A 19,978-nucleotide genomic window follows, 5' to 3' on the forward strand; every position below is an offset into this window, starting at 1 on the left:
GCGATGCGGTGGTGTTCGAATAACCTCCGCACAGGAGAGAGGCGGACGGGAGCCGAGCCACAGCCACCGCGACCGCCGCCTCGCGGCTCTAGGGGATCGATGACTGAGTATGGCCGGGGCCCAGGCTCCGAACCGTGGCATCCGGAGGACCCGTTGTTCGGGGACGGCGGATGGGGAGGACAGGAGGCCGACGCGGCCCAGTCCCCCTACGGCGGCCAGCCGCAGCACCACCCGCAGGAGCCGCAGCAGCAGTACGGCGACTGGGGAGCCGCCCAGCAGGCCGGCTACGACCAGGGTCAGCAGCAGTACTACAGCCAGGGTCACCAGCAGCAGTACGTCCAGGATCAGCAGTACGGCGGTCAGGCTCCGCAGCAGTACAACGGCCAGGGTGGGCAGGGGTACCACGACCAGGGTGGTCAGCAGTACAACGGCGGTCAGCAGTACGGCGACGGCCGGCAGTACAACGATGGTCAGCAGTACAACAACGGCCAGCAGTACAACGGTGGCTGGGACAACACGGGGCAACAGCACCAACAGCACCAGCAACACCAACAGCAGCCGCAGCATCCCCAGGTCCCGTACGGCGTCGATCCGAACGATCCCTACGGCGGCCAGGCCGCCGCGTACGGCGCTCAGCAGCCCGACTACTACGGGACCCCCGACGCGTATCCGCCGCCGGAGCCGCCGAGCCGCCGCGGAGCCGAGCCGGAGCCGCCGCAGACCGACTGGGACCCGGGTCCTGACCAGGGCGAGCACGCGTTCTTCGCGGGCGGCGATGACGACGACGATGACGACGACTTCGAGGACGACGCCAAAGGCCGTCGGCGCGGCAAGGCAGGCAAAGGCGACAAGGGGGGCAAGGGCAAAGGCGAGAAGAAGAGCCGGAGCGGCTCTGCCTGCCTGGTCGTGACGCTCGTCCTCACCGGAGTGGTCGGCGGCGTCGGCTATGTCGGCTACCAGTTCTACCAGGATCGTTTCGGCTCAGCGCCGGACTACGCGGGCGACGGCACGAGCGACCGGGTGACCGTCGTGATTCCCAAGGGCGCCTTCGGATCGGTGATCGGCCAGAAGCTCAAGGCGGCGGGCGTCGTCAAGAGTGTGGACGCCTTCGTGTCCGCCCAGGGGAAGAATCCGGACGGGGACAAGATTCAGCCGGGCTCCTATCTGCTCAAGAAGGAGATGTCCGCCGAAAGCGCTGTCGCGCTGATGCTCGACCCCAAGAGCCAGAACAGCCTGGTCGTCAGGGAAGGGCAGCGGAACGTCACGGTCTACGCGGCGATCGACAAACAGCTGGGGCTTTCCAAGGGCACCACCGCGGATGTCGCCGAGAAGAAGTACAAGAGCCTCGGACTTCCGGACTGGGCGAACAACGACAGCGACATCAAGGACCCGCTGGAAGGATTCCTCTATCCGGCGACCTATCCCGCCGCCAAGGGGATGAAGCCCGAGGCGGTCCTGAAGGAAATGGTGTCGCAGGCCAAGCAGGAGTATGCCAAATACGACCTGGAGAAGAAGGCCAAGGAACTCAACCTGAACGACCCGTTGCAGGTCATCACGGTTGCGAGCCTCGTCCAAGCCGAAGGCATCACGCACGAGGACTTCAAGAAGATGGCCGCCGTCGTCTACAACCGCCTGAAGTCGACGAACGACGTCACCAACCAGAAGCTCGAATTCGACTCGACCTACAATTACCTCAAGGGTCAGAGCAAGATCGACATTGCGACGAGCGAGATCCGCAACTACGACGACCCGTACAACACGTACTTCTACAAGGGTCTTCCGCCCGGGCCGATCGGAAATCCCGGCGGGGACGCGCTGAAGGCGTCGGTGAGTCCGGACGGCGGTGCGTGGATGTTCTTCATCTCCATCGACGGCAAGAAGACGGACTTCACCAAGACCCTGAGCGAGCACCAGAAACTGGTTAAGGAATTCAATGCACGGCGCAACAAGGACTGACGGAGACCGGAGAAGTCGAGCCGCCGTACTCGGTTCCCCGATCGCCCATTCCCTTTCCCCGGTGCTGCACCGTGCCGCGTACGAGGAACTGGGCCTCGACGACTGGTCGTACGACCGTTTCGAGGTCGACGAGGCGGCCCTGCCGGGATTCGTCGGGAAACTCGGTCCCGAATGGGCCGGGCTGTCGCTGACGATGCCGCTGAAGCGGGCGGTCATTCCGCTGCTCGACGAGATCAGCGAGACCGCCTCAGCCGTCGAGGCCGTGAACACCGTGGTGTTCACCGAGGACGGGCGGCGCCTCGGCGACAACACCGACGTCCCCGGGATGGTCGCCGCCCTGCGCGAGCGGGGGATCGAGCAGGTGGACTCCGCCGCGATCCTCGGCGCGGGCGCCACCGCCTCCTCCGCGCTTGCCGCCCTCGCGCGGATCTGCACGGGCGAGGTCGTCGCATACGTCCGCAGCCAGGCGCGCGCCGCCGAGATGCGGCAGTGGGGTGAGCGGCTCGACGTAGAGGTGCGTACGGAGGATTGGGCGGACGCGGAGCATGCCCTGCGCGCGCCGCTCGTCATCGCCACCACCCCGGCGGGTACCACCGATGTCCTCTCGTCCGTGGTCCCCGAACGGCCCGCCACGCTCTTCGACGTGCTGTACGACCCGTGGCCCACCGCACTGGCGGCGCGCTGGTCGGCGTACGGAGGAGCCGTCGTCAGCGGCCTCGACCTGCTGGTGCACCAGGCGGTGCTCCAGGTCGAGCAGATGACCGGACGGGTGCCGGCCCCGCTGGACGCCATGCGGACAGCGGGCGAGAAGGCGCTCGCGAGCAGGTAGGACCGGCCTATACGATTCGGCCTTCGGTTCCGCAGGGGGCGGAACACGGGGGAGCCGGGGGGCTGATCCATGCATGTGACGCTGGCGTCGTGGAAGTCGGAGATATTCGAGGCAGTGCTGCGCTTCCTGCCGGACTGGGTGCAGATCGCCGTGCTCTGTCTCGTGGTGGCCGTCGTGCTCGCGACCTGGGCCTACAAGCTGAAGCGCAAGCTCGCGTATCGGCGGGCGGTGCGCGCGGGGCGGCCCGTCCACGCGGCGGCGCAGTACGGGCAGGGCCGCGGCGCCGACTACCTGGGGTCCTACGCGCCCCCGACCCGCCAGGACGACGCCACGGCGTGACCCGGCCACGTCCGCCTGATGGACCTGCGGCGGGGCAGGCGGCGCGGACGTGGGAGGATCGTTACCGGCGGGCCAGGGCCGCGCACCCGGTCGCGCCGTCGCCGTACGCGAGGACGCGCGTACGCAGGGCAGTACGCAGTACCAGGGCGCGAGCATGAGGAGCACCGTTGAGCAGGTTGCGCTGGCTGACCGCGGGGGAGTCCCACGGTCCCGCACTAGTCGCGACGCTGGAGGGACTTCCCGCCGGCGTGCCGATCACCACGGAGATGGTGGCGGACCACCTGGCCAGGCGGCGCCTCGGGTATGGACGCGGCGCGCGCATGAAGTTCGAGCGCGACGAGATCACCTTCCTGGGCGGCGTACGGCACGGTCTCACCCTGGGCTCTCCGGTCGCGATCATGGTGGGCAACACCGAGTGGCCCAAGTGGGAGCAGGTCATGGCGGCCGACCCCGTCGACCCGCAGATCCTCGCCGAACTGGCCCGCAACGCTCCGCTGACCCGGCCCCGCCCCGGTCACGCCGACCTCGCCGGTATGCAGAAGTACGGCTTCGACGAGGCCCGGCCGATCCTGGAGCGGGCCTCCGCGCGGGAGACCGCGGCCCGGGTCGCGCTCGGCGCGGTGGCGCGTTCGTACCTGAAGGAGACGGCGGGCATCGAGGTCGTCTCGCACGTCGTCGAGCTGGCCGCCGCGAAGGCGCCGTACGGCGTCTACCCGACCCCCGCCGACGTGGAGAGGCTCGACGCCGACCCGGTGCGCTGCCTGGACGCGGACGCGTCGAAGGCGATGGTCGCGGAGATCGACCAGGCCCACAAGGACGGTGACACGCTCGGCGGCGTGGTCGAGGTCCTCGCGTACGACGTGCCGGTGGGCCTCGGCTCGCACGTGCACTGGGACCGTCGGCTCGACGCCCGGCTCGCGGCCGCTCTCATGGGCATCCAGGCCATCAAGGGCGTCGAGGTCGGCGACGGCTTCGACCTGGCGCGGGTGCCCGGCTCGAAGGCGCACGACGAGATCGTGCGGACCGACGAGGGCATCAAGCGGACCTCGGGGCGCTCCGGCGGCACCGAGGGCGGTCTGACGACCGGCGAACTCCTGCGCGTACGGGCCGCCATGAAGCCCATCGCGACGGTGCCGCGCGCGCTCGCCACCATCGACGTGGCGACCGGCGAGGCGACCAAGGCACACCACCAGCGTTCGGACGTGTGCGCGGTCCCGGCCGCGGGCATCGTCGCCGAGGCCATGGTGGCGCTGGTCCTCGCGGACGCGGTGGCCGAGAAGTTCGGCGGCGACTCCGTGCCCGAGACGCGGCGCAACGTCGAGTCGTACCTCCAGAACCTGGTCGTGCGGTGAGCGCTCCGCGCGTGATCCTGGTCGGCCCCATGGGGGTCGGCAAGTCCACGGTCGGCGAGCTGGTCGCGGAGCGGCTCGGCTGCGCCTACCGGGACACCGACGGCGACATCGTGGCCGAGCAGGGCCGCACCATCGCGGACATCTTCGTCGACGAGGGCGAACCCGCCTTCCGCTCGATCGAGAAGCAGGCGGTGCACCGGGCCCTGGCCGGGTACGACGGCGTGCTGGCACTCGGCGGCGGCGCGATCCTCGACGCGGACACCCGGGCGCTGCTGGCCGGACAGCCCGTCGTGTACCTCTCGATGGACGTCGAGGAAGCCGTCAAGCGCACGGGCCTGAACACGGCACGGCCGCTGCTGGCCGTCAACCCGCGCCGGCAGTGGCGCGAGCTGATGGACGCCCGCCGCCACCTCTACACCGAGGTCGCGACCGCCGTGGTGGCCACCGACGGCCGCACCCCCGAAGAGGTCGCCCAAGCGGTCCTCGACGCACTGGAGTTGAAGGAAGCATGAGCGAGGCAGTGACGCGGATCCACGTCGGCGGCACGGCGGGCAGCGAGCCGTACGAGGTGCTGGTCGGCCGCCAACTGCTCGGTGAATTGGGCACGTTGGTCGGGGAGCGGGCCAAGCGGGTCGCGGTGATCCATCCCGAGGCGCTCGCCGAGACCGGCGAGGCGTTGCGGGCCGACCTGGCCGGGCAGGGCTTCGACGCCGTCGCCATCCAGGTGCCCAACGCGGAGGAGGCCAAGACCGCCGAGGTCGCCGCGTACTGCTGGAAGGCGCTGGGACAGTCCGGCTTCACCCGTACCGACGTGATCGTCGGCGTGGGCGGCGGGGCGACCACCGACCTCGCCGGATTCGTGGCGGCGACCTGGCTGCGCGGAGTGCGCTGGATCGCCATCCCGACCACCGTGCTGGCCATGGTGGACGCGGCGGTCGGCGGAAAGACCGGCATCAACACCGCCGAGGGCAAGAACCTCGTCGGCGCCTTCCACCCGCCCGCCGGTGTGCTCTGCGACCTGGCCGCCCTCGACTCGCTGCCGGTCCACGACTTCGTGTCCGGGCTCGCCGAGATCATCAAGGCCGGCTTCATCGCCGACCCGACGATCCTCGAACTCATCGAGGCCGACCCGCAGGGTGCCCGCACCCCCGAGGGACCGCACACCGCCGAGCTCATCGAGCGCTCCATCAAGGTCAAGGCCGAGGTCGTCTCGTCCGACCTGAAGGAGTCCGGGCTGCGCGAGATCCTGAACTACGGGCACACCCTCGCCCACGCCATCGAGAAGAACGAGCGCTACGAGTGGCGGCATGGCGCGGCGGTGGCGGTCGGCATGCACTTCGCGGCCGAGCTGGGCCGACTGGCGGGGCGCCTCGACGACGCGACCGCGGACCGGCACCGCACGATCCTGGAGTCGGTCGGGCTGCCTCTGAGCTACCGCTACGACCAGTGGCCCAAGCTCCTGGAGACCATGAAGGTCGACAAGAAGTCCCGCGGCAACCTCCTCCGCTTCATCGTCCTAGACGGCCTGGGCAAGCCCACCGTCCTGGAGGGCCCCGACCCGGCGGTGCTCCTCGCCGCCTACGGCGAAGTGGGCGAATAGCCCCCTCCGGCGACACTTGGTCTGATTTGCCTTGTGCGGAGGGGCACTTCGGACCGTCCCCCGCCGTTCACCAAACGGCGGCCGGGGACGGTACCGTTCGGTAGGGAGTGGGGCGGGTGCCCCGCTCCCAGCGCCAAATTGCCTGCGGCGAGTCAGCCAAAGACACGAGACGGAGTGGCACCGGATGCAGCACGCAGTGGGGTCTCCGCTGCCGCCGCCCCACCAGCCGGGGCACGGACCGGCCGTCGGCTGGTCGCAGGCCGCACAACACCCGGGACCGCACCACCCGGGCTCCGCGCCAGCCGGCGCGCCCCAGGGTCCCGCGCCCGTGGGCCCGCCGCCCGGCTTCGCCGGAGCGCCGACCGGGCCCGCCGCTCCCCATCCACCGGGCCACGCGCCCGCCCCGCATCACACGGTCCCGCACCACGCTCCGCCGCCGACGCCGGACACCACGGGCCACGTACAGCTGCCGCCGGGCGGTCCCGTCCCGATGCCGAGCGCGCCGCCCGCCGCTGCGGGCACGCCCGATCCGACGTGCACCACCCTCGCCGTCCTGCTCATCGGACCCGCCGGCGCCGGCAAGACCAGCGTCGCCAAGTACTGGGCCGACCACCGCAGGGTGCCCACCGCGCACATCAGCCTGGACGACGTACGCGAATGGGTGCGCTCGGGCTTCGCGGACCCGCAGTCGGGGTGGAACGACCACTCGGAGGCGCAGTATCGTCTCGCCCGCCGTACCTGCGGCTTCGCGGCCCGCAACTTCCTGGCCAACAACATCTCCTGCATCCTCGACGACGCGGTCTTCCCCGACCGGCCCGTCGTCGGCCTCGGCGGCTGGAAGCGGCACGTCGGTCCCGGCCTGCTGCCGGTCGTCCTCCTGCCGGGTCTGGAGATAGTCCTGGAGCGCAACGCCGAGCGCTCCGGAAACCGCCGCCTCACCGACGAGGAGGTCGCCCGCATCCACGGCCGCATGGCGGGCTGGTACGGCTCCGGCCTTCCCATCATCGACAACTCCCAACTCGACGTGCCCCAGACGGCCCGAGTCCTGGACGACGTACTGGCACGGTCGATCGCGAGTCCGCCGCAGTGGTAGGGGACTCTTCTTAGGGAACTTCCAAGAGGGGGCTGACCCCAGCCAACTCAAGGGGCGCGGGGAACTGCGCGACAAGCCCCCACCGACCCGCACCCGGCACACAACCTCCGGCCGCACCCCGCCCCCCCGTCCGGAACCCCCACTCGGCCTCCCCCAACCGGCGCCAACCCCGCGAAGCTCATACGCTCGGGTCATGTCAGAGGCGTACGCGGCCCGCCGCGACCGGCTGAGAGAGCGCTGCACGGCAAGCGGCAGCGCAACCGCGCTGATCTCCCGCCCCGCCAACGTCCGCTACCTCGCGGGCGTGGCCCCCCACGGCGCCGTACTCCTGCTGGGCAAGACCGAGGACCTGCTCGTGTACGGCGGTCCCCCCGAAGCCCCGCTCGACGAGGGCAGGCCGGACGAGGCCCTCCGGACGCACACGCTGCCGAGCCCCGGCGGCGACCCCGCCGTCGCCGCGGCGGACCTCGCCTCGGCCCAGGGTGCCGACTCCCTCGCAGTCGAGGAGCATCACCTGACTGTGACCCGGCACCGGGCGATCGGCTCGGTGGCGCCCCGGCTCCGACTCGGCGACCTCGGCGCGGCCGTCGAGCAGCTGCGTGTGATCAAGGACGAGGAGGAGATCTCCTGCCTGCGCATCGGCGCGGAGATCGCCGACCAGGCGCTGAGCGAGCTCCTGGAGTCCATCCTGGTCGGCCGCACGGAACGCCATCTCGCCCTGGAACTCGAACGCCGTCTGGTCGACCACGGCGCCGACGGCCCGGCCTTCACGACCTCGGTCGGCACGGGGCCGAACTCCGGGCACCGCGGCCACCGGCCCACCGACCGCCGGGTCGAAGAAGGAGATTTCCTCTCCGTCTGCCTCGGCGCGACCTACCGCGGCTACCGTTGCGAGATCGGCCGCACCTTCGTCATCGGGACCTCGCCCGCCGACTGGCAGATCGAGCTGTACGACCTCGTCTTCGCATCCCAGCGCGCCGGCCGGGAGGCCCTCGTACCCGGCGCCGCCTACCGTGACGTGGACCGTGCGGCCCGCCAGATTCTCGACTCCGCGGGGTATGCGGACGGCCTTCCTCCGCTGACCGGACACGGTGTGGGGCTCGAAATCGACGAGGACCCGCAGTTGGCCCCCGCGGCCATGGGTAAACTGGACGCTTGCGTGCCGGTCACCGTCGAACCGGGGGTCCACATCCCGGGCCGGGGCGGTGTCCGGATCGATGACACGCTCGTCGTGCGCCCCGAGGCGGACGGCGGACCCGAGCTACTCACCATTACGACCAAGGAGCTGCTCGCGCTCTAGCTTCCCGCTGTGCGCGTGTTCCGGGGTCGTCCACGTCAGTCCAGGAGATTCCGCAACCGTGGCTTCCACGAACGACCTCAAGAACGGCCTGGTGCTCAAGCTCGAAGGCGGCCAGCTCTGGTCCGTCGTCGAGTTCCAGCACGTCAAGCCCGGCAAGGGCCCGGCCTTCGTGCGCACCAAGCTGAAGAACGTGCTTTCCGGCAAGGTCGTCGACAAGACGTTCAACGCCGGCGTCAAGGTCGAGACGGCCACTGTCGACAAGCGTGACATGCAGTTCTCGTACATGGACGGCGAGTACTTCGTCTTCATGGACATGGAGACCTACGACCAGCTCATGGTCGACCGCAAGGCCGTCGGCGACGCCGCCAACTTCCTGATCGAGGGCTTCACCGCCACCGTGGCCCAGCACGAGGGCGAGGTGCTCTTCGTCGAGCTGCCGGCCGCCGTCGAGCTGGTCATCCAGGAGACCGAGCCGGGTGTCCAGGGCGACCGCTCCACCGGCGGCACCAAGCCCGCCACCCTGGAGACCGGTTACCAGATCCAGGTCCCGCTCTTCATCACCACCGGTGAGAAGATCAAGGTCGACACCCGTTCGAGCGACTACCTCGGCCGGGTGAACAGCTAACCGTGGCTGCCCGCAATACGGCCCGCAAGCGCGCCTTCCAGATCCTCTTCGAGGGGGACCAGCGCGGCGTGGACGTCCAGACGGTCCTGGGTGACTGGATCCGGCACTCCCGGACCGACACCCGGCAGCCGCCGGTGAGCGAGTACACCATGCAGCTCGTCGAGGGCTACGCGAAGTACGCGAAGCGCATCGACGAGCTGATCTCGCAGTACGCGGTGAGCTGGACGCTCGACAGGATGCCGGTCGTCGACCGCAACATCCTGCGTCTGGGCGCCTATGAGCTGATCTGGGTCGACGAGACCCCGGATGCGGTGGTGCTCGACGAGGCCGTGCAGCTCGCCAAGGAGTTCTCCACGGATGAGTCGCCCGCGTTCGTGAACGGTCTGCTCGGCCGGTTCAAGGAGCTCAAGTCGTCGCTTCGGCGCGACGAGGTTTGAGCCTCAGCGATTCGCTCCGCGCGGTTCGATGTGAGGTGCGGGTCGCATTGGGCTGGTCGCGCAGTTCCCCGCGCCCCTTACGGGGCCGGACTCGCAGGACGTAGGAACGCCGGAGGGCCCCCAGCAGGACTTGAGTTCTAGTGGTCGTCGCAACACCCCCAGTCAGGGGATGCGATGGACTTCGAAGTACGCAAGGAACGCCAGCGGCAGGGGCCGAAGAAGCTGGACCGGGAACGGGCCGCATACTTCCAGCTCATGCAGCAAGGCGTGAGCAGTCAGGAAGCCTGCCGAATCGTCGGCATCAACCTGCGGACCGGCAAAAGATGGCGTAACGGTTCACACGCGAACGTCGGCCGGAAGAAGGCGGCGCCTCCGATCTACCAGGAGGCGCCGCCTCCTTCTGGCCCTTCCCGCTACCTGCGCGAGGCTGACCGCATCCACATAGCCGACCGGCTCCGCGAGAGAACCACCATCCGCGCGATCGCCGCCGAGCTGGGCCGCAGCCCCTCGACCATCAGCAGGGAGATCCGCCGCAACCGGCATCCCACCAACGGCCAGTACCGGCCCCACGCCGCCCAGGCCCGCGCCGACGCCCGCCGGCCCCGCCCCAAGCCGGGGAAGATCGGCCAGAGCGCCGAACTGCGGGACTTCGTCCAGGACCACCTGACCCTGCGGTGGAGCCCGGAACAGATCTGCCACGCTCTGCGCATACGGTTCCCCAGCCGGCCGGAGATGCACGTGACCCACGAGACGATCTACCAGGCCCTCTACGTCCAGGGACGGGGCGAACTGCGCCGGGAACTGGCCCGCGCCCTGCGCAGCGGACGCGCCCGCCGACGTCCTCACCGGCAGGCATACAAGCGCCAGCCCCGATCGATCCCGAACATGGTCATGGTCAGCGACCGCCCGGCAGAAGCCGACGACCGGGCCGTCCCAGGACACTGGGAAGGCGACCTCATCATCGGCAAGGACCACAAATCGGCGATCGGCACACTCGTCGAACGCACCACCCGTTACGTGATGCTGGTCCACCTGCCCATCGACCACAGCGCGGCCAGCACCCGCGACGCTCTCGTGGAAACCGTCCAAACCCTGCCGCCCCACCTGCGGCGTTCCCTCACCTGGGACCAGGGCTCGGAGATGGCCGCCCACCAGGCATTCACCATCGCCACCGACATCCCGGTCTACTTCTGCAACCCGGCCAGTCCCTGGCAGCGCGGCTCGAACGAGAACACCAACGGCCTGCTGCGGCAGTACTTCCCCAAGGGCACCGACCTGTCCGTCCACACCCGCAAGCACCTGGACGCAGCCGCCGCCGAACTCAACAGCCGCCCACGCAAAACGCTCGGCTGGGAAACCCCAGCCGAGCGCCTGTCTAAACTACTCGCGGCCTGAACAACCGACCACGTGTTGCAACGACCCCTCGAATTCGCCGGATGCTGGGGGCCCTCCGGCGTTCTCCCGTACCTCCGGCGTCCCCGACGCCTGCAGAAAGCCGCCGGGGTGGCCGGAACCGTCTGGTTCCGGCCACCCCGGCGGCACGTTTCTTCTCAGTCCTGGTACGGGTCAGGCGTCCTCGTGGGAGACCGCGCGGCGCGCGTCGGCGTCCAGGACTCCCCAGCTGATCAGCTGCTCGGTGAGGACCGAGGGGGACTGGTCGTAGATGACGGCGAGCGTGCGCAGGTCGTCCTGGCGGATCGACAGCACCTTGCCGTTGTAGTCGCCGCGCTGGGACTGGATCGTCGCCGCGTAGCGCTGCAGGGGGCCCGCCTTTTCGGCCGGCACGTGGGCCAGCCGCTCAAGGTCGAGGACCAGCTTCGGCGGCGGCTCGGCGGCGCCGCCCGGAGTGGTGCCCGGCAGCAGTTCCTGCACCGGCACGCCGTAGAAGTCCGCCAGTTCGGCGAGACGCTGCACGGTCACGGCGCGGTCGCCGCGCTCATAGGAACCGACCACGACCGCCTTCCAGCGGCCCTGGGACTTCTCCTCGACGCCGTGGAGGGAAAGGCCCTGCTGGGTGCGGATGGCGCGGAGCTTGGCCCCGAGCTGTTTGGCGTATTCGCTGGACATATAGCTCCCCGGCACTGTGTCGACGTGCGGCTCGGCCGCGCGGCTGGTGACTCACTGTGAGGTTACGCAGCGTGACTCTGCCTCGTCAAGCCGAATGGTCCGGACCGACCCTTCCGTGGGAGCCCGGTACGGCTGGTGCCAAGGGGGTGATCAGGGGCGTTGCCGGGCTGGTACCGTGGTTGGCGCAATTCCGACGTCCTTTAATGATCCGTCCCGTGAGGCGGAGAAGGAGGTCCGTTTCGTATGGACTCAGAGCAGGACAAGCAGCAGTACGAGGCCGATGCCCGGCCCGTTCTGGAAGCCCCCGACATCGCGCGGGTGCTGACCCGCATCGCCCACGAGATCGTCGAACGCGCCAAGGGCGCCGACGACGTGGTGCTTCTCGGCATTCCGACCAGAGGCGTCTTTCTCGCCCAGCGGCTGGCCGCCAAGCTCGAAGAGATCACCGACCGCAAGATCCCGGTCGGCTCCCTCGACATCACCATGTACCGCGATGACCTGCGCATGCACCCGCCGCGTGCGCTGGCCCGTACCGACATTCCCGGTGACGGCATCGACGGCCGCCTGGTCGTCCTCGTCGACGACGTGCTCTTCTCCGGCCGCACCATCCGGGCCGCCCTCGACGCGCTGAACGACATAGGGCGTCCCCGCGCGGTACAGCTCGCGGTCCTCGTCGACAGAGGCCACCGCGAACTCCCGATCCGCGCCGACTACGTCGGCAAGAACCTCCCCACGTCGTTGCGGGAGACGGTCAAGGTCCAGCTCGCCGAGGAGGACGGTCGCGACACCGTGCTGCTCGGTGTGAAGCGGACCGCCCGGCCCGGCGAGCAGTAGCGGCACACAGCCGTACGTCCGCTCGTAGGACCCCGAGTGCGCTTCCGCGCGCCCGCGTCCGCCCGGCTGTGCCCTGCTGAGGGGACACCTTCCGGGCCCCCGCTTCCCGACCTGAACTGCCTTACGGAGCCTGACAGATGCAGCGTCATCTCATCTCGGCCGCCGACCTCACCCGCGACGACGCCGTCCTGATCCTCGACACCGCCGAGGAGATGGCCCGGGTCGCCGACCGGCCGATCAAGAAACTGCCGACCCTGCGCGGCCGCACCGTCGTCAACCTCTTCTTCGAGGACTCCACCCGGACGAGGATCTCGTTCGAGGCCGCGGAGAAGCGTCTCTCCGCGGACGTCATCAACTTCACCGCCAAGGGATCCAGCGTCTCCAAGGGCGAGTCCCTGAAGGACACCGCGCAGACCCTCGAAGCCATGGGCGTCGACGCCGTCGTCATCCGGCACGGCGCCTCCGGAGCCCCGTACCGGCTCGCCACCTCCGGCTGGATCGACGCCGCCGTCATCAACGCGGGCGACGGCACCCACCAGCACCCCACGCAGGCCCTGCTCGACGCCTTCACCATGCGCCGCCGGCTCGTCGGCCGGGACGCGGGCCTCGGCCAGGACCTGGCAGGCAAGCGCATCACGCTCGTCGGCGACATCCTGCACAGCCGCGTCGCCCGCTCGAACGTCGACCTGCTGCACACCCTCGGCGCCGAGGTCACCCTCGTCGCCCCGCCGACCCTGGTGCCCGTCGGCGTCGAGTCCTGGCCCTGCGAGGTCTCGTACGACCTGGACAGCACGCTCTCCAAGTCCGACGCCGTGATGCTGCTGCGCGTGCAGCGCGAGCGGATGAACGCGGCGTTCTTCCCGACCGAGCGCGAGTACTCGCGGCGCTACGGGCTCGACGGGGACCGGATGGCGAAGATGCCCGAGCACGCCATCGTGATGCACCCCGGGCCGATGGTCCGCGGTATGGAGATCACCGCCGAGGTCGCCGACTCCGAGCGCTGCACCGCCATCGAGCAGGTCGCCAACGGCGTCTCGATCCGGATGGCCGTGCTCTACCTGCTTCTCGGCGGCAACGAGCCCGCCGTCACCCACACCCGTACCGAGGAGAAGTAAGTCACATGAGCAAGATCCTTATCCGTGGTGCGAAGGTGCTCGGCGGCGAGCCGCAGGACGTCCTGATCGAGGGTTCCGAGATCGCGGCCGTGGGCAGCGGCCTGTCGGCCGAGGGCGCCGAGGTCGTCGAGGCCGACGGCAAGGTGCTCCTGCCGGGGCTCGTGGACCTGCACACCCATCTGCGTGAGCCCGGCCGCGAGGACTCCGAGACGGTCCTGACCGGTACGCGCGCGGCGGCCAGTGGCGGCTACACCGCCGTGTTCGCCATGGCCAACACCTTCCCGGTCGCCGACACCGCCGGTGTCGTCGAGCAGGTCTACCGACTGGGCCAGGAGCACGGCTACTGCGACGTGCAGCCCATCGGTGCCGTCACCGTCGGCCTTGAGGGCAAGAAGCTCGCCGAGCTGGGCGCGATGCACGAGTCGGCCGCGGGCGTCACGGTCTTCTCCGACGACGGCAAGTGCGTCGACGACGCCGTGATCATGCGGCGGGCGCTCGAGTACGTGAAGGCCTTCGGCGGTGTCGTCGCCCAGCACGCGCAGGAGCCCCGGCTCACCGAGGGCGCCCAGATGAACGAGGGCGTCGTCTCCGCCGAACTGGGACTCGGCGGCTGGCCCGCGGTGGCCGAGGAGTCGATCATCGCCCGGGACGTCCTGCTCGCCGAGCACGTCGGATCGCGCGTGCACATCTGCCACCTGTCGACCGCCGGCTCGGTGGAGATCGTCCGCTGGGCCAAGTCCCGCGGCATCGACGTGACCGCCGAGGTCACCCCGCACCACCTTCTCCTCACCGACGAGCTGGTGCGCTCCTACAACCCCGTCTACAAGGTCAACCCGCCGCTGCGCACCGAGCGCGACGTCATGGCCCTGCGTGAGGCGCTCGCCGACGGCACGATCGACATCGTGGCCACCGACCACGCCCCGCACCCGCACGAGGACAAGGACTGCGAGTGGGCCGCGGCCGCCATGGGCATGGTGGGCCTGGAGACCGCACTGTCCGTCGTCCAGCAGACGATGGTCGAGACCGGGCTGCTCGACTGGGCCGGGGTCGCCGACCGCATGTCGTTCAAGCCCGCCGGCATCGGCCGGGCGCAGGGTCACGGCCGTCCCGTCTCGGCAGGCGAGCCCGCCAACCTCACCCTCGTCGACACGGCATACCGTGGAGCCGTGGACCCCGCGGGCTTCGCGTCGCGCAGCCGCAACACTCCGTACGAGGGTCGTGAGCTGCCGGGCCGTGTCACGCACACGTGGCTCCGGGGCAGGGCCACGCTCGTCGACGGGAAGCTCGCGTGACATCACTCAACCCCATTGCAGCGCAGATCGCGGCGGGCATCGCCGCGGAACAGAAGTCCGCGGAAGTGACCGACTGGGCCGCCCGGATCGGCTGGCTCGTCGGCCTCGTGCTGTTCATCGCGCTCGTCTACTGGCTGATGCGCGAGGGCTGGAAGTGGCGCGGCGCGCTCCAGGGCGACCTTCCCGAGCTGCCCACCGCGCCGGAAGAGCCCGGCGAGGCCAGACTGACTGTGCTTTCGATGAGTGGCCGCTACCACGGCTCCACCACCGCCGGGCAGTGGCTCGACCGCATCGTGGCGCACGGCCTGGGCACCCGCAGCCGGGCCGAGGTCACGCTGACGGACGCCGGACTGGACGTCGTACGCCCCGGAGCGGCCGACTTCTTCGTGCCCGTGGCGCAACTGCGTGAGGCCCGGCTCGACAAGGGCATCGCGGGCAAGGTCCTCACCGAGGGCGGGCTCCTCGTCATCACCTGGGAGCACGGCGACCGGCTGATCGACTCGGGCTTCCGCTCCGACCACGCGGCCGAGCACAACGAGTGGGTCGACACCCTGAACAACATGATCAACACGAGCGGCAAGAGCGACAAGACGGAAGGCGCACGATGACGACCTCCATCCAGGGAACTGCCTCACAGAGGCGAAAGGCGGCTCCCGCCGTACTCGTCCTGGAGGACGGCCGCACCTTCCGCGGCCGCGCCTACGGGGCCGTGGGGGTGACCTTCGGCGAAGCGGTGTTCTCCACCGGCATGACCGGCTACCAGGAGACCCTCACCGACCCGTCGTACCACCGCCAGGTCGTCGTGATGACCGCCCCGCACGTCGGCAACACCGGCGTGAACGACGACGACCCCGAGTCGAAGCGCATCTGGGTCGCCGGTTACGTCGTACGGGACCCCGCGCGCGTGCCCTCCAACTGGCGCTCCCGGCGCTCGCTGGACGAGGAGCTCGTCCAGCAGGGCGTCGTGGGCATCAGCGGGATCGACACCCGCGCGCTCACCCGCCATCTGCGCGAGCGCGGCGCCATGCGCGTCGGCATCTTCTCCGGCAACGCGCTGCCGGACGAGGGCACCATGCTCGCCGAGGTGCGCCAGGCCCCCGAGATGAAGGGCGCCAGCCTCTACGAGGAAGTGGCCACCAAGGAGACGTACGTCGTCCCCGCGATCGGCCCCGACGGCGAAGCCGTCCCGATCGGTGCCGCGAAGTACACGGTCGCCGCCGTGGACCTCGGCATCAAGGGCATGACCCCGCAGCGCATGGCCGAGCGCGGCATCGAGGTGCACGTGCTGCCCGCGACGGCGAGCGTCGAGGACATCTACGCGGTCGAGCCGGACGGCGTGTTCTTCTCCAATGGCCCCGGCGACCCGGAGAAGGCCGAGCACCCCGTCTCCCTGATGCGTGCCGTGCTGGAACGGAAGACGCCCCTCTTCGGCATCTGCTTCGGCAACCAGATCCTCGGCCGCGCCCTCGGCTTCGGCACGTACAAGCTGAAGTACGGCCACCGGGGCATCAACCAGCCCGTGCAGGACCGTACGACCGGCAAGGTCGAGGTCACCGCGCACAACCACGGCTTCGCCGTCGACGCGCCGCTCGACAAGGTCTCCGAGACCCCCTACGGGCGTGCCGAGGTCTCGCACGTCTGCCTGAACGACCAGGTCGTCGAGGGGCTGCAGCTCCTCGACCAGCCGGCGTTCAGCGTCCAGTACCACCCCGAGGCGGCGGCGGGCCCGCACGACGCGGCCTACCTGTTCGACCGCTTCGTAGAGCTCATGGAGGGCCAGCGTGCCTAAGCGCACCGATATCCAGTCCGTCCTGGTCATCGGCTCCGGCCCGATCGTCATCGGCCAGGCCGCCGAGTTCGACTACTCCGGCACCCAGGCCTGCCGCGTCCTCAAGGCCGAGGGCCTGCGGGTCATCCTCGTCAACTCCAACCCGGCGACGATCATGACCGACCCGGAGATCGCCGACGCCACGTACGTCGAGCCGATCACTCCGGAGTTCGTCGAGAAGATCATCGCCAAGGAGCGGCCGGACACCCTGCTGCCGACGCTCGGCGGCCAGACCGCCCTCAACACCGCGATCTCCATGCACGAGCAGGGAGTGCTGGAGAAGTACGGTGTCGAGCTGATCGGCGCCAACGTCGAGGCCATCAACAAGGGCGAGGACCGCGACCTCTTCAAGGACGTCGTCGAGGCCGTCCGCGCGAAGATCGGGCACGGCGAGTCCGCCCGCTCGGTCATCTGCCACTCCATGGACGACGTGATCCAGGGCGTCGAGACGCTCGGCGGCTACCCCGTCGTCGTCCGGCCCTCCTTCACCATGGGCGGCGCCGGCTCCGGCTTCGCGCACGACGAGGAGGAGCTGCGCCGGATCGCGGGCCAGGGTCTCACGCTCTCGCCGACCACCGAGGTGCTCCTGGAGGAGTCCATCCTCGGCTGGAAGGAGTACGAGCTGGAGCTGATGCGCGACAAGAACGACAACGTCGTGGTCGTCTGCTCCATCGAGAACTTCGACCCCATGGGCGTGCACACCGGCGACTCGATCACCGTTGCGCCCGCGATGACACTGACCGACCGCGAGTACCAGCGCCTGCGCGACATCGGCATCGCGATCATCCGCGAGGTCGGCGTCGACACCGGCGGCTGCAACATCCAGTTCGCGGTGAACCCGGACGACGGCCGCATCATCGTCATCGAGATGAACCCGCGGGTCTCGCGCTCCTCGGCCCTCGCGTCGAAGGCCACCGGCTTCCCGATCGCCAAGATCGCCGCCAAGCTGGCCGTCGGCTACACCCTCGACGAGATCCCGAACGACATCACGGAGAAGACCCCGGCGTCCTTCGAGCCCACGCTCGACTACGTGGTCGTCAAGGCCCCGCGGTTCGCCTTCGAGAAGTTCCCCTCCGCCGACTCCACGCTGACCACGACCATGAAGTCGGTCGGCGAGGCCATGGCGATCGGCCGCAACTTCACCGAGGCGCTGCAGAAGGCGCTGCGGTCGCTGGAGAAGAAGGGCAGCCAGTTCACGTTCGTCGGCGAGCCCGGCGACAAGGCCCAGCTGCTGGCCGAGGCCATCCGGCCGACCGACGGGCGCATCAACTCCGTCATGCAGGCCATTCGCGCGGGCGCCACGCCCGAGGAGGTCTTCGACGCCACGAAGATCGACCCGTGGTTCGTGGACCAGCTCTTCCTGATCAAGGAGATCGCGGACGAGCTGGCCGCCGCCGACAGGCTTGACCCGGAGCTGCTCGCCGAGGCCAAGCGCCACGGCTTCTCCGACGTCCAGGTCGGCGAGATCCGAGGCCTGCGCGAGGACGTGGTGCGCGAGGTGCGGCACGCGCTGGGCGTGCGCCCGGTCTACAAGACGGTCGACACCTGCGCCGCCGAGTTCGCGGCCAAGACGCCGTACTTCTACTCCTCGTACGACGAGGAGTCCGAGGTCGCCCCGCGCGAGAAGCCCGCCGTGATCATCCTCGGCTCCGGCCCGAACCGCATCGGCCAGGGCATCGAGTTCGACTACTCCTGCGTCCACGCCTCCTTCGCGCTGAGCGACGCGGGCTACGAGACCGTGATGGTCAACTGCAACCCCGAGACCGTCTCCACGGACTACGACACCTCCGACCGCCTGTACTTCGAGCCGCTCACGCTCGAGGACGTGCTGGAGATCGTCCACGCCGAGACGCTCGCCGGACCGATCGCGGGCGTCATCGTCCAGCTCGGCGGACAGACCCCGCTGGGCCTCTCGCAGGCACTCAAGGACAACGGCGTGCCGGTCGTGGGCACTCCGCCCGAGGCGATCCACGCCGCCGAGGACCGCGGCGCCTTCGGCCAGGTCCTCGCGGAGGCCGGGCTCCCGGCGCCGAAGCACGGCACCGCCACCACCTTCGCCGGGGCCAAGGCCATCGCCGACGAGATCGGCTACCCCGTCCTGGTCCGGCCGTCGTACGTCCTCGGCGGGCGCGGCATGGAGATCGTCTACGACGAGACGCGGCTGGCCTCGTACATCGAGGAGTCGACCGAGATCAGCCCGTCCCGGCCGGTCCTGGTCGACCGCTTCCTGGACGACGCGATCGAGATCGACGTGGACGCGCTGTACGACGGCCACGAGCTGTACCTCGGCGGTGTCATGGAGCACATCGAGGAGGCCGGCATCCACTCCGGCGACTCGGCGTGCGCGCTGCCGCCGATCACGCTCGGCGGCTTCGACATCAAGCGCCTGCGGGCCTCGACGGAGGCCATCGCCAAGGGTGTCGGGGTCCGCGGACTGATCAACATCCAGTTCGCGATGGCGGGCGACATCCTGTACGTCCTCGAAGCCAACCCGCGTGCCTCGCGCACCGTTCCCTTCACTTCGAAGGCGACCGCGGTGCCGCTGGCCAAGGCCGCCGCCCGGATCTCGCTGGGCGCGACCGTCGCCGAACTGCGCGCCGAGGGGCTGCTGCCCGCCGTCGGCGACGGCGGTGAACTGCCGCTGGACGCCCCGATCTCCGTCAAGGAGGCCGTCATGCCGTGGTCGCGCTTCCGCGACATCCACGGCCGCGGCGTCGACACGATCCTCGGCCCGGAGATGCGCTCCACCGGCGAGGTCATGGGCATCGACTCGGTGTTCGGCACGGCGTACGCCAAGTCCCAGGCGGGCGCGTACGGTCCGCTGCCGACCAAGGGCCGTGCCTTCATCTCGGTCGCCAACCGCGACAAGCGCTCGATGATCTTCCCGGCGCGTGAACTGGTCGCCCACGGCTTCGAGTTGCTCGCCACGTCCGGCACGGCCGAGGTGCTCAAGCGCAACGGCATCAACGCCACCGTCGTGCGCAAGCAGTCCGAGGGCGAGGGACCGAACGGCGAGAAGACGATCGTCCAGCTCATCCACGAGGGCGAGGTCGACCTCATCGTCAACACGCCGTACGGCACCGGGGGCCGCCTCGACGGCTACGACATCCGTACGGCGGCCGTGTCCCGCTCCGTGCCCTGCCTGACGACCGTCCAGGCGCTCGCCGCGGCCGTCCAGGGCATCGACGCGCTCAACCGCGGTGACGTGGGTGTGCGTTCCCTGCAGGAACACGCGGAACATCTGACCGCGGCTCGCGACTGAGCGCTCCGCTTGCCGCGGGTGCTTCGTCTGCGGGTCCGCTGTGGCTGGT

At 69.8% G+C, this 19,978-nt stretch carries 18 protein-coding genes; 17 read left to right on the forward strand and 1 reads right to left on the reverse strand.

The genetic code is table 11. The features are described 5' to 3' along the window. The first annotated feature begins 99 nt into the window (after window positions 1-99). From mltG to QF035_RS41995, 11 genes are all read left to right on the forward strand, one after another. Complete coding sequence (gene mltG / locus QF035_RS41945; RefSeq protein WP_307526629.1) at window positions 100-1,956, forward strand: endolytic transglycosylase MltG; 1,857 nt, start codon at window positions 100-102, stop codon at window positions 1,954-1,956. Beyond that, window positions 1,934-2,785: a shikimate dehydrogenase gene (locus QF035_RS41950; RefSeq protein ID WP_266741750.1), complete on the forward strand. Its 852-nt coding sequence runs from the start codon at window positions 1,934-1,936 to the stop codon at window positions 2,783-2,785. Before mltG ends, QF035_RS41950 begins: the two co-directional genes overlap by 23 nt. 69 nt (window positions 2,786-2,854) lie before the next feature. Beyond that, window positions 2,855-3,124: a hypothetical protein gene (locus QF035_RS41955; RefSeq protein ID WP_307526631.1), complete on the forward strand. Its 270-nt coding sequence runs from the start codon at window positions 2,855-2,857 to the stop codon at window positions 3,122-3,124. A 167-nt stretch (window positions 3,125-3,291) separates the two neighbouring features. Further along, on the forward strand, window positions 3,292-4,476 hold the full coding sequence (gene aroC, locus QF035_RS41960; RefSeq protein ID WP_055618429.1) for a chorismate synthase: 1,185 nt from the start codon (window positions 3,292-3,294) through the stop codon (window positions 4,474-4,476). A 29-nt stretch (window positions 4,477-4,505) separates the two neighbouring features. Next, window positions 4,506-4,988 carry a shikimate kinase gene (locus QF035_RS41965; RefSeq protein WP_307531819.1) on the forward strand — a complete coding sequence of 161 codons (483 nt, stop codon included), beginning with the start codon at window positions 4,506-4,508 and terminating at the stop codon, window positions 4,986-4,988. Then, window positions 4,985-6,076 carry a 3-dehydroquinate synthase gene (gene aroB / locus QF035_RS41970; RefSeq protein ID WP_190229283.1) on the forward strand — a complete coding sequence of 364 codons (1,092 nt, stop codon included), beginning with the start codon at window positions 4,985-4,987 and terminating at the stop codon, window positions 6,074-6,076. Before QF035_RS41965 ends, aroB begins: the two co-directional genes overlap by 4 nt. Window positions 6,077-6,260: 184 nt before the next feature. Next, a complete protein-coding gene (locus QF035_RS41975) occupies window positions 6,261-7,169 on the forward strand; it encodes a Pro-rich N-terminal domain-containing protein (protein ID WP_307526637.1) in 909 nt (302 codons plus the stop codon). 193 nt (window positions 7,170-7,362) lie between these two features. After that, window positions 7,363-8,469 (forward strand): aminopeptidase P family protein, encoded by a 1,107-nt coding sequence (locus QF035_RS41980; RefSeq protein WP_307526639.1) that lies wholly within the window; start codon window positions 7,363-7,365, stop codon window positions 8,467-8,469. 58 nt (window positions 8,470-8,527) lie between these two features. Continuing rightward, complete coding sequence (gene efp, locus QF035_RS41985; RefSeq protein ID WP_055613844.1) at window positions 8,528-9,094, forward strand: elongation factor P; 567 nt, start codon at window positions 8,528-8,530, stop codon at window positions 9,092-9,094. Window positions 9,095-9,096: 2 nt separating this feature from the next. Then, window positions 9,097-9,531: a transcription antitermination factor NusB gene (gene nusB, locus QF035_RS41990; RefSeq protein WP_143635383.1), complete on the forward strand. Its 435-nt coding sequence runs from the start codon at window positions 9,097-9,099 to the stop codon at window positions 9,529-9,531. Window positions 9,532-9,798: 267 nt separating this feature from the next. Next, entirely contained in the window at window positions 9,799-10,926 is a 1,128-nt protein-coding gene (locus QF035_RS41995) for an IS30 family transposase (protein ID WP_373466926.1), read from the forward strand. Window positions 10,927-11,097: 171 nt separating this feature from the next. On the opposite strand, the gene bldD is transcribed toward QF035_RS41995, so the two are convergent. Beyond that, window positions 11,098-11,598, reverse strand: a complete 501-nt coding sequence (gene bldD / locus QF035_RS42000; protein WP_027751102.1) for a transcriptional regulator BldD — start codon at window positions 11,596-11,598, stop codon at window positions 11,098-11,100. Between the two features lie 243 nt (window positions 11,599-11,841). Here bldD and pyrR point away from each other — a divergent pair, with 243 nt between their 5' ends. The 6 genes from pyrR to carB all read left to right on the forward strand — a co-directional run bounded on the left by pyrR (window position 11,842) and on the right by carB (window position 19,929). Then, window positions 11,842-12,432, forward strand: a complete 591-nt coding sequence (pyrR, locus tag QF035_RS42005; RefSeq protein WP_200399521.1) for a bifunctional pyr operon transcriptional regulator/uracil phosphoribosyltransferase PyrR — start codon at window positions 11,842-11,844, stop codon at window positions 12,430-12,432. 137 nt (window positions 12,433-12,569) lie between these two features. Then, the gene (locus QF035_RS42010) at window positions 12,570-13,547 is read left to right on the forward strand and encodes an aspartate carbamoyltransferase catalytic subunit (RefSeq protein WP_307526643.1); all 978 of its coding nucleotides are present in this window, start codon (window positions 12,570-12,572) and stop codon (window positions 13,545-13,547) included. Window positions 13,548-13,552: 5 nt separating this feature from the next. Next, window positions 13,553-14,839 (forward strand): dihydroorotase, encoded by a 1,287-nt coding sequence (locus QF035_RS42015; RefSeq protein ID WP_055613848.1) that lies wholly within the window; start codon window positions 13,553-13,555, stop codon window positions 14,837-14,839. Then, complete coding sequence (locus QF035_RS42020; RefSeq protein ID WP_307526646.1) at window positions 14,836-15,447, forward strand: PH-like domain-containing protein; 612 nt, start codon at window positions 14,836-14,838, stop codon at window positions 15,445-15,447. Before QF035_RS42015 ends, QF035_RS42020 begins: the two co-directional genes overlap by 4 nt. Continuing rightward, a complete protein-coding gene (gene carA, locus QF035_RS42025; RefSeq protein WP_307526648.1) occupies window positions 15,444-16,628 on the forward strand; it encodes a glutamine-hydrolyzing carbamoyl-phosphate synthase small subunit in 1,185 nt (394 codons plus the stop codon). The genes QF035_RS42020 and carA overlap by 4 nt, the downstream gene beginning before the upstream one ends. Then, window positions 16,621-19,929 carry a carbamoyl-phosphate synthase large subunit gene (gene carB, locus QF035_RS42030; RefSeq protein WP_307526650.1) on the forward strand — a complete coding sequence of 1,103 codons (3,309 nt, stop codon included), beginning with the start codon at window positions 16,621-16,623 and terminating at the stop codon, window positions 19,927-19,929. Before carA ends, carB begins: the two co-directional genes overlap by 8 nt. The last annotated feature ends 49 nt before the right edge of the window (window positions 19,930-19,978 follow it).

The sequence above is a fragment of the Streptomyces umbrinus genome (genome assembly GCF_030817415.1).
Classification (GTDB): domain Bacteria; phylum Actinomycetota; class Actinomycetes; order Streptomycetales; family Streptomycetaceae; genus Streptomyces; species Streptomyces umbrinus_A.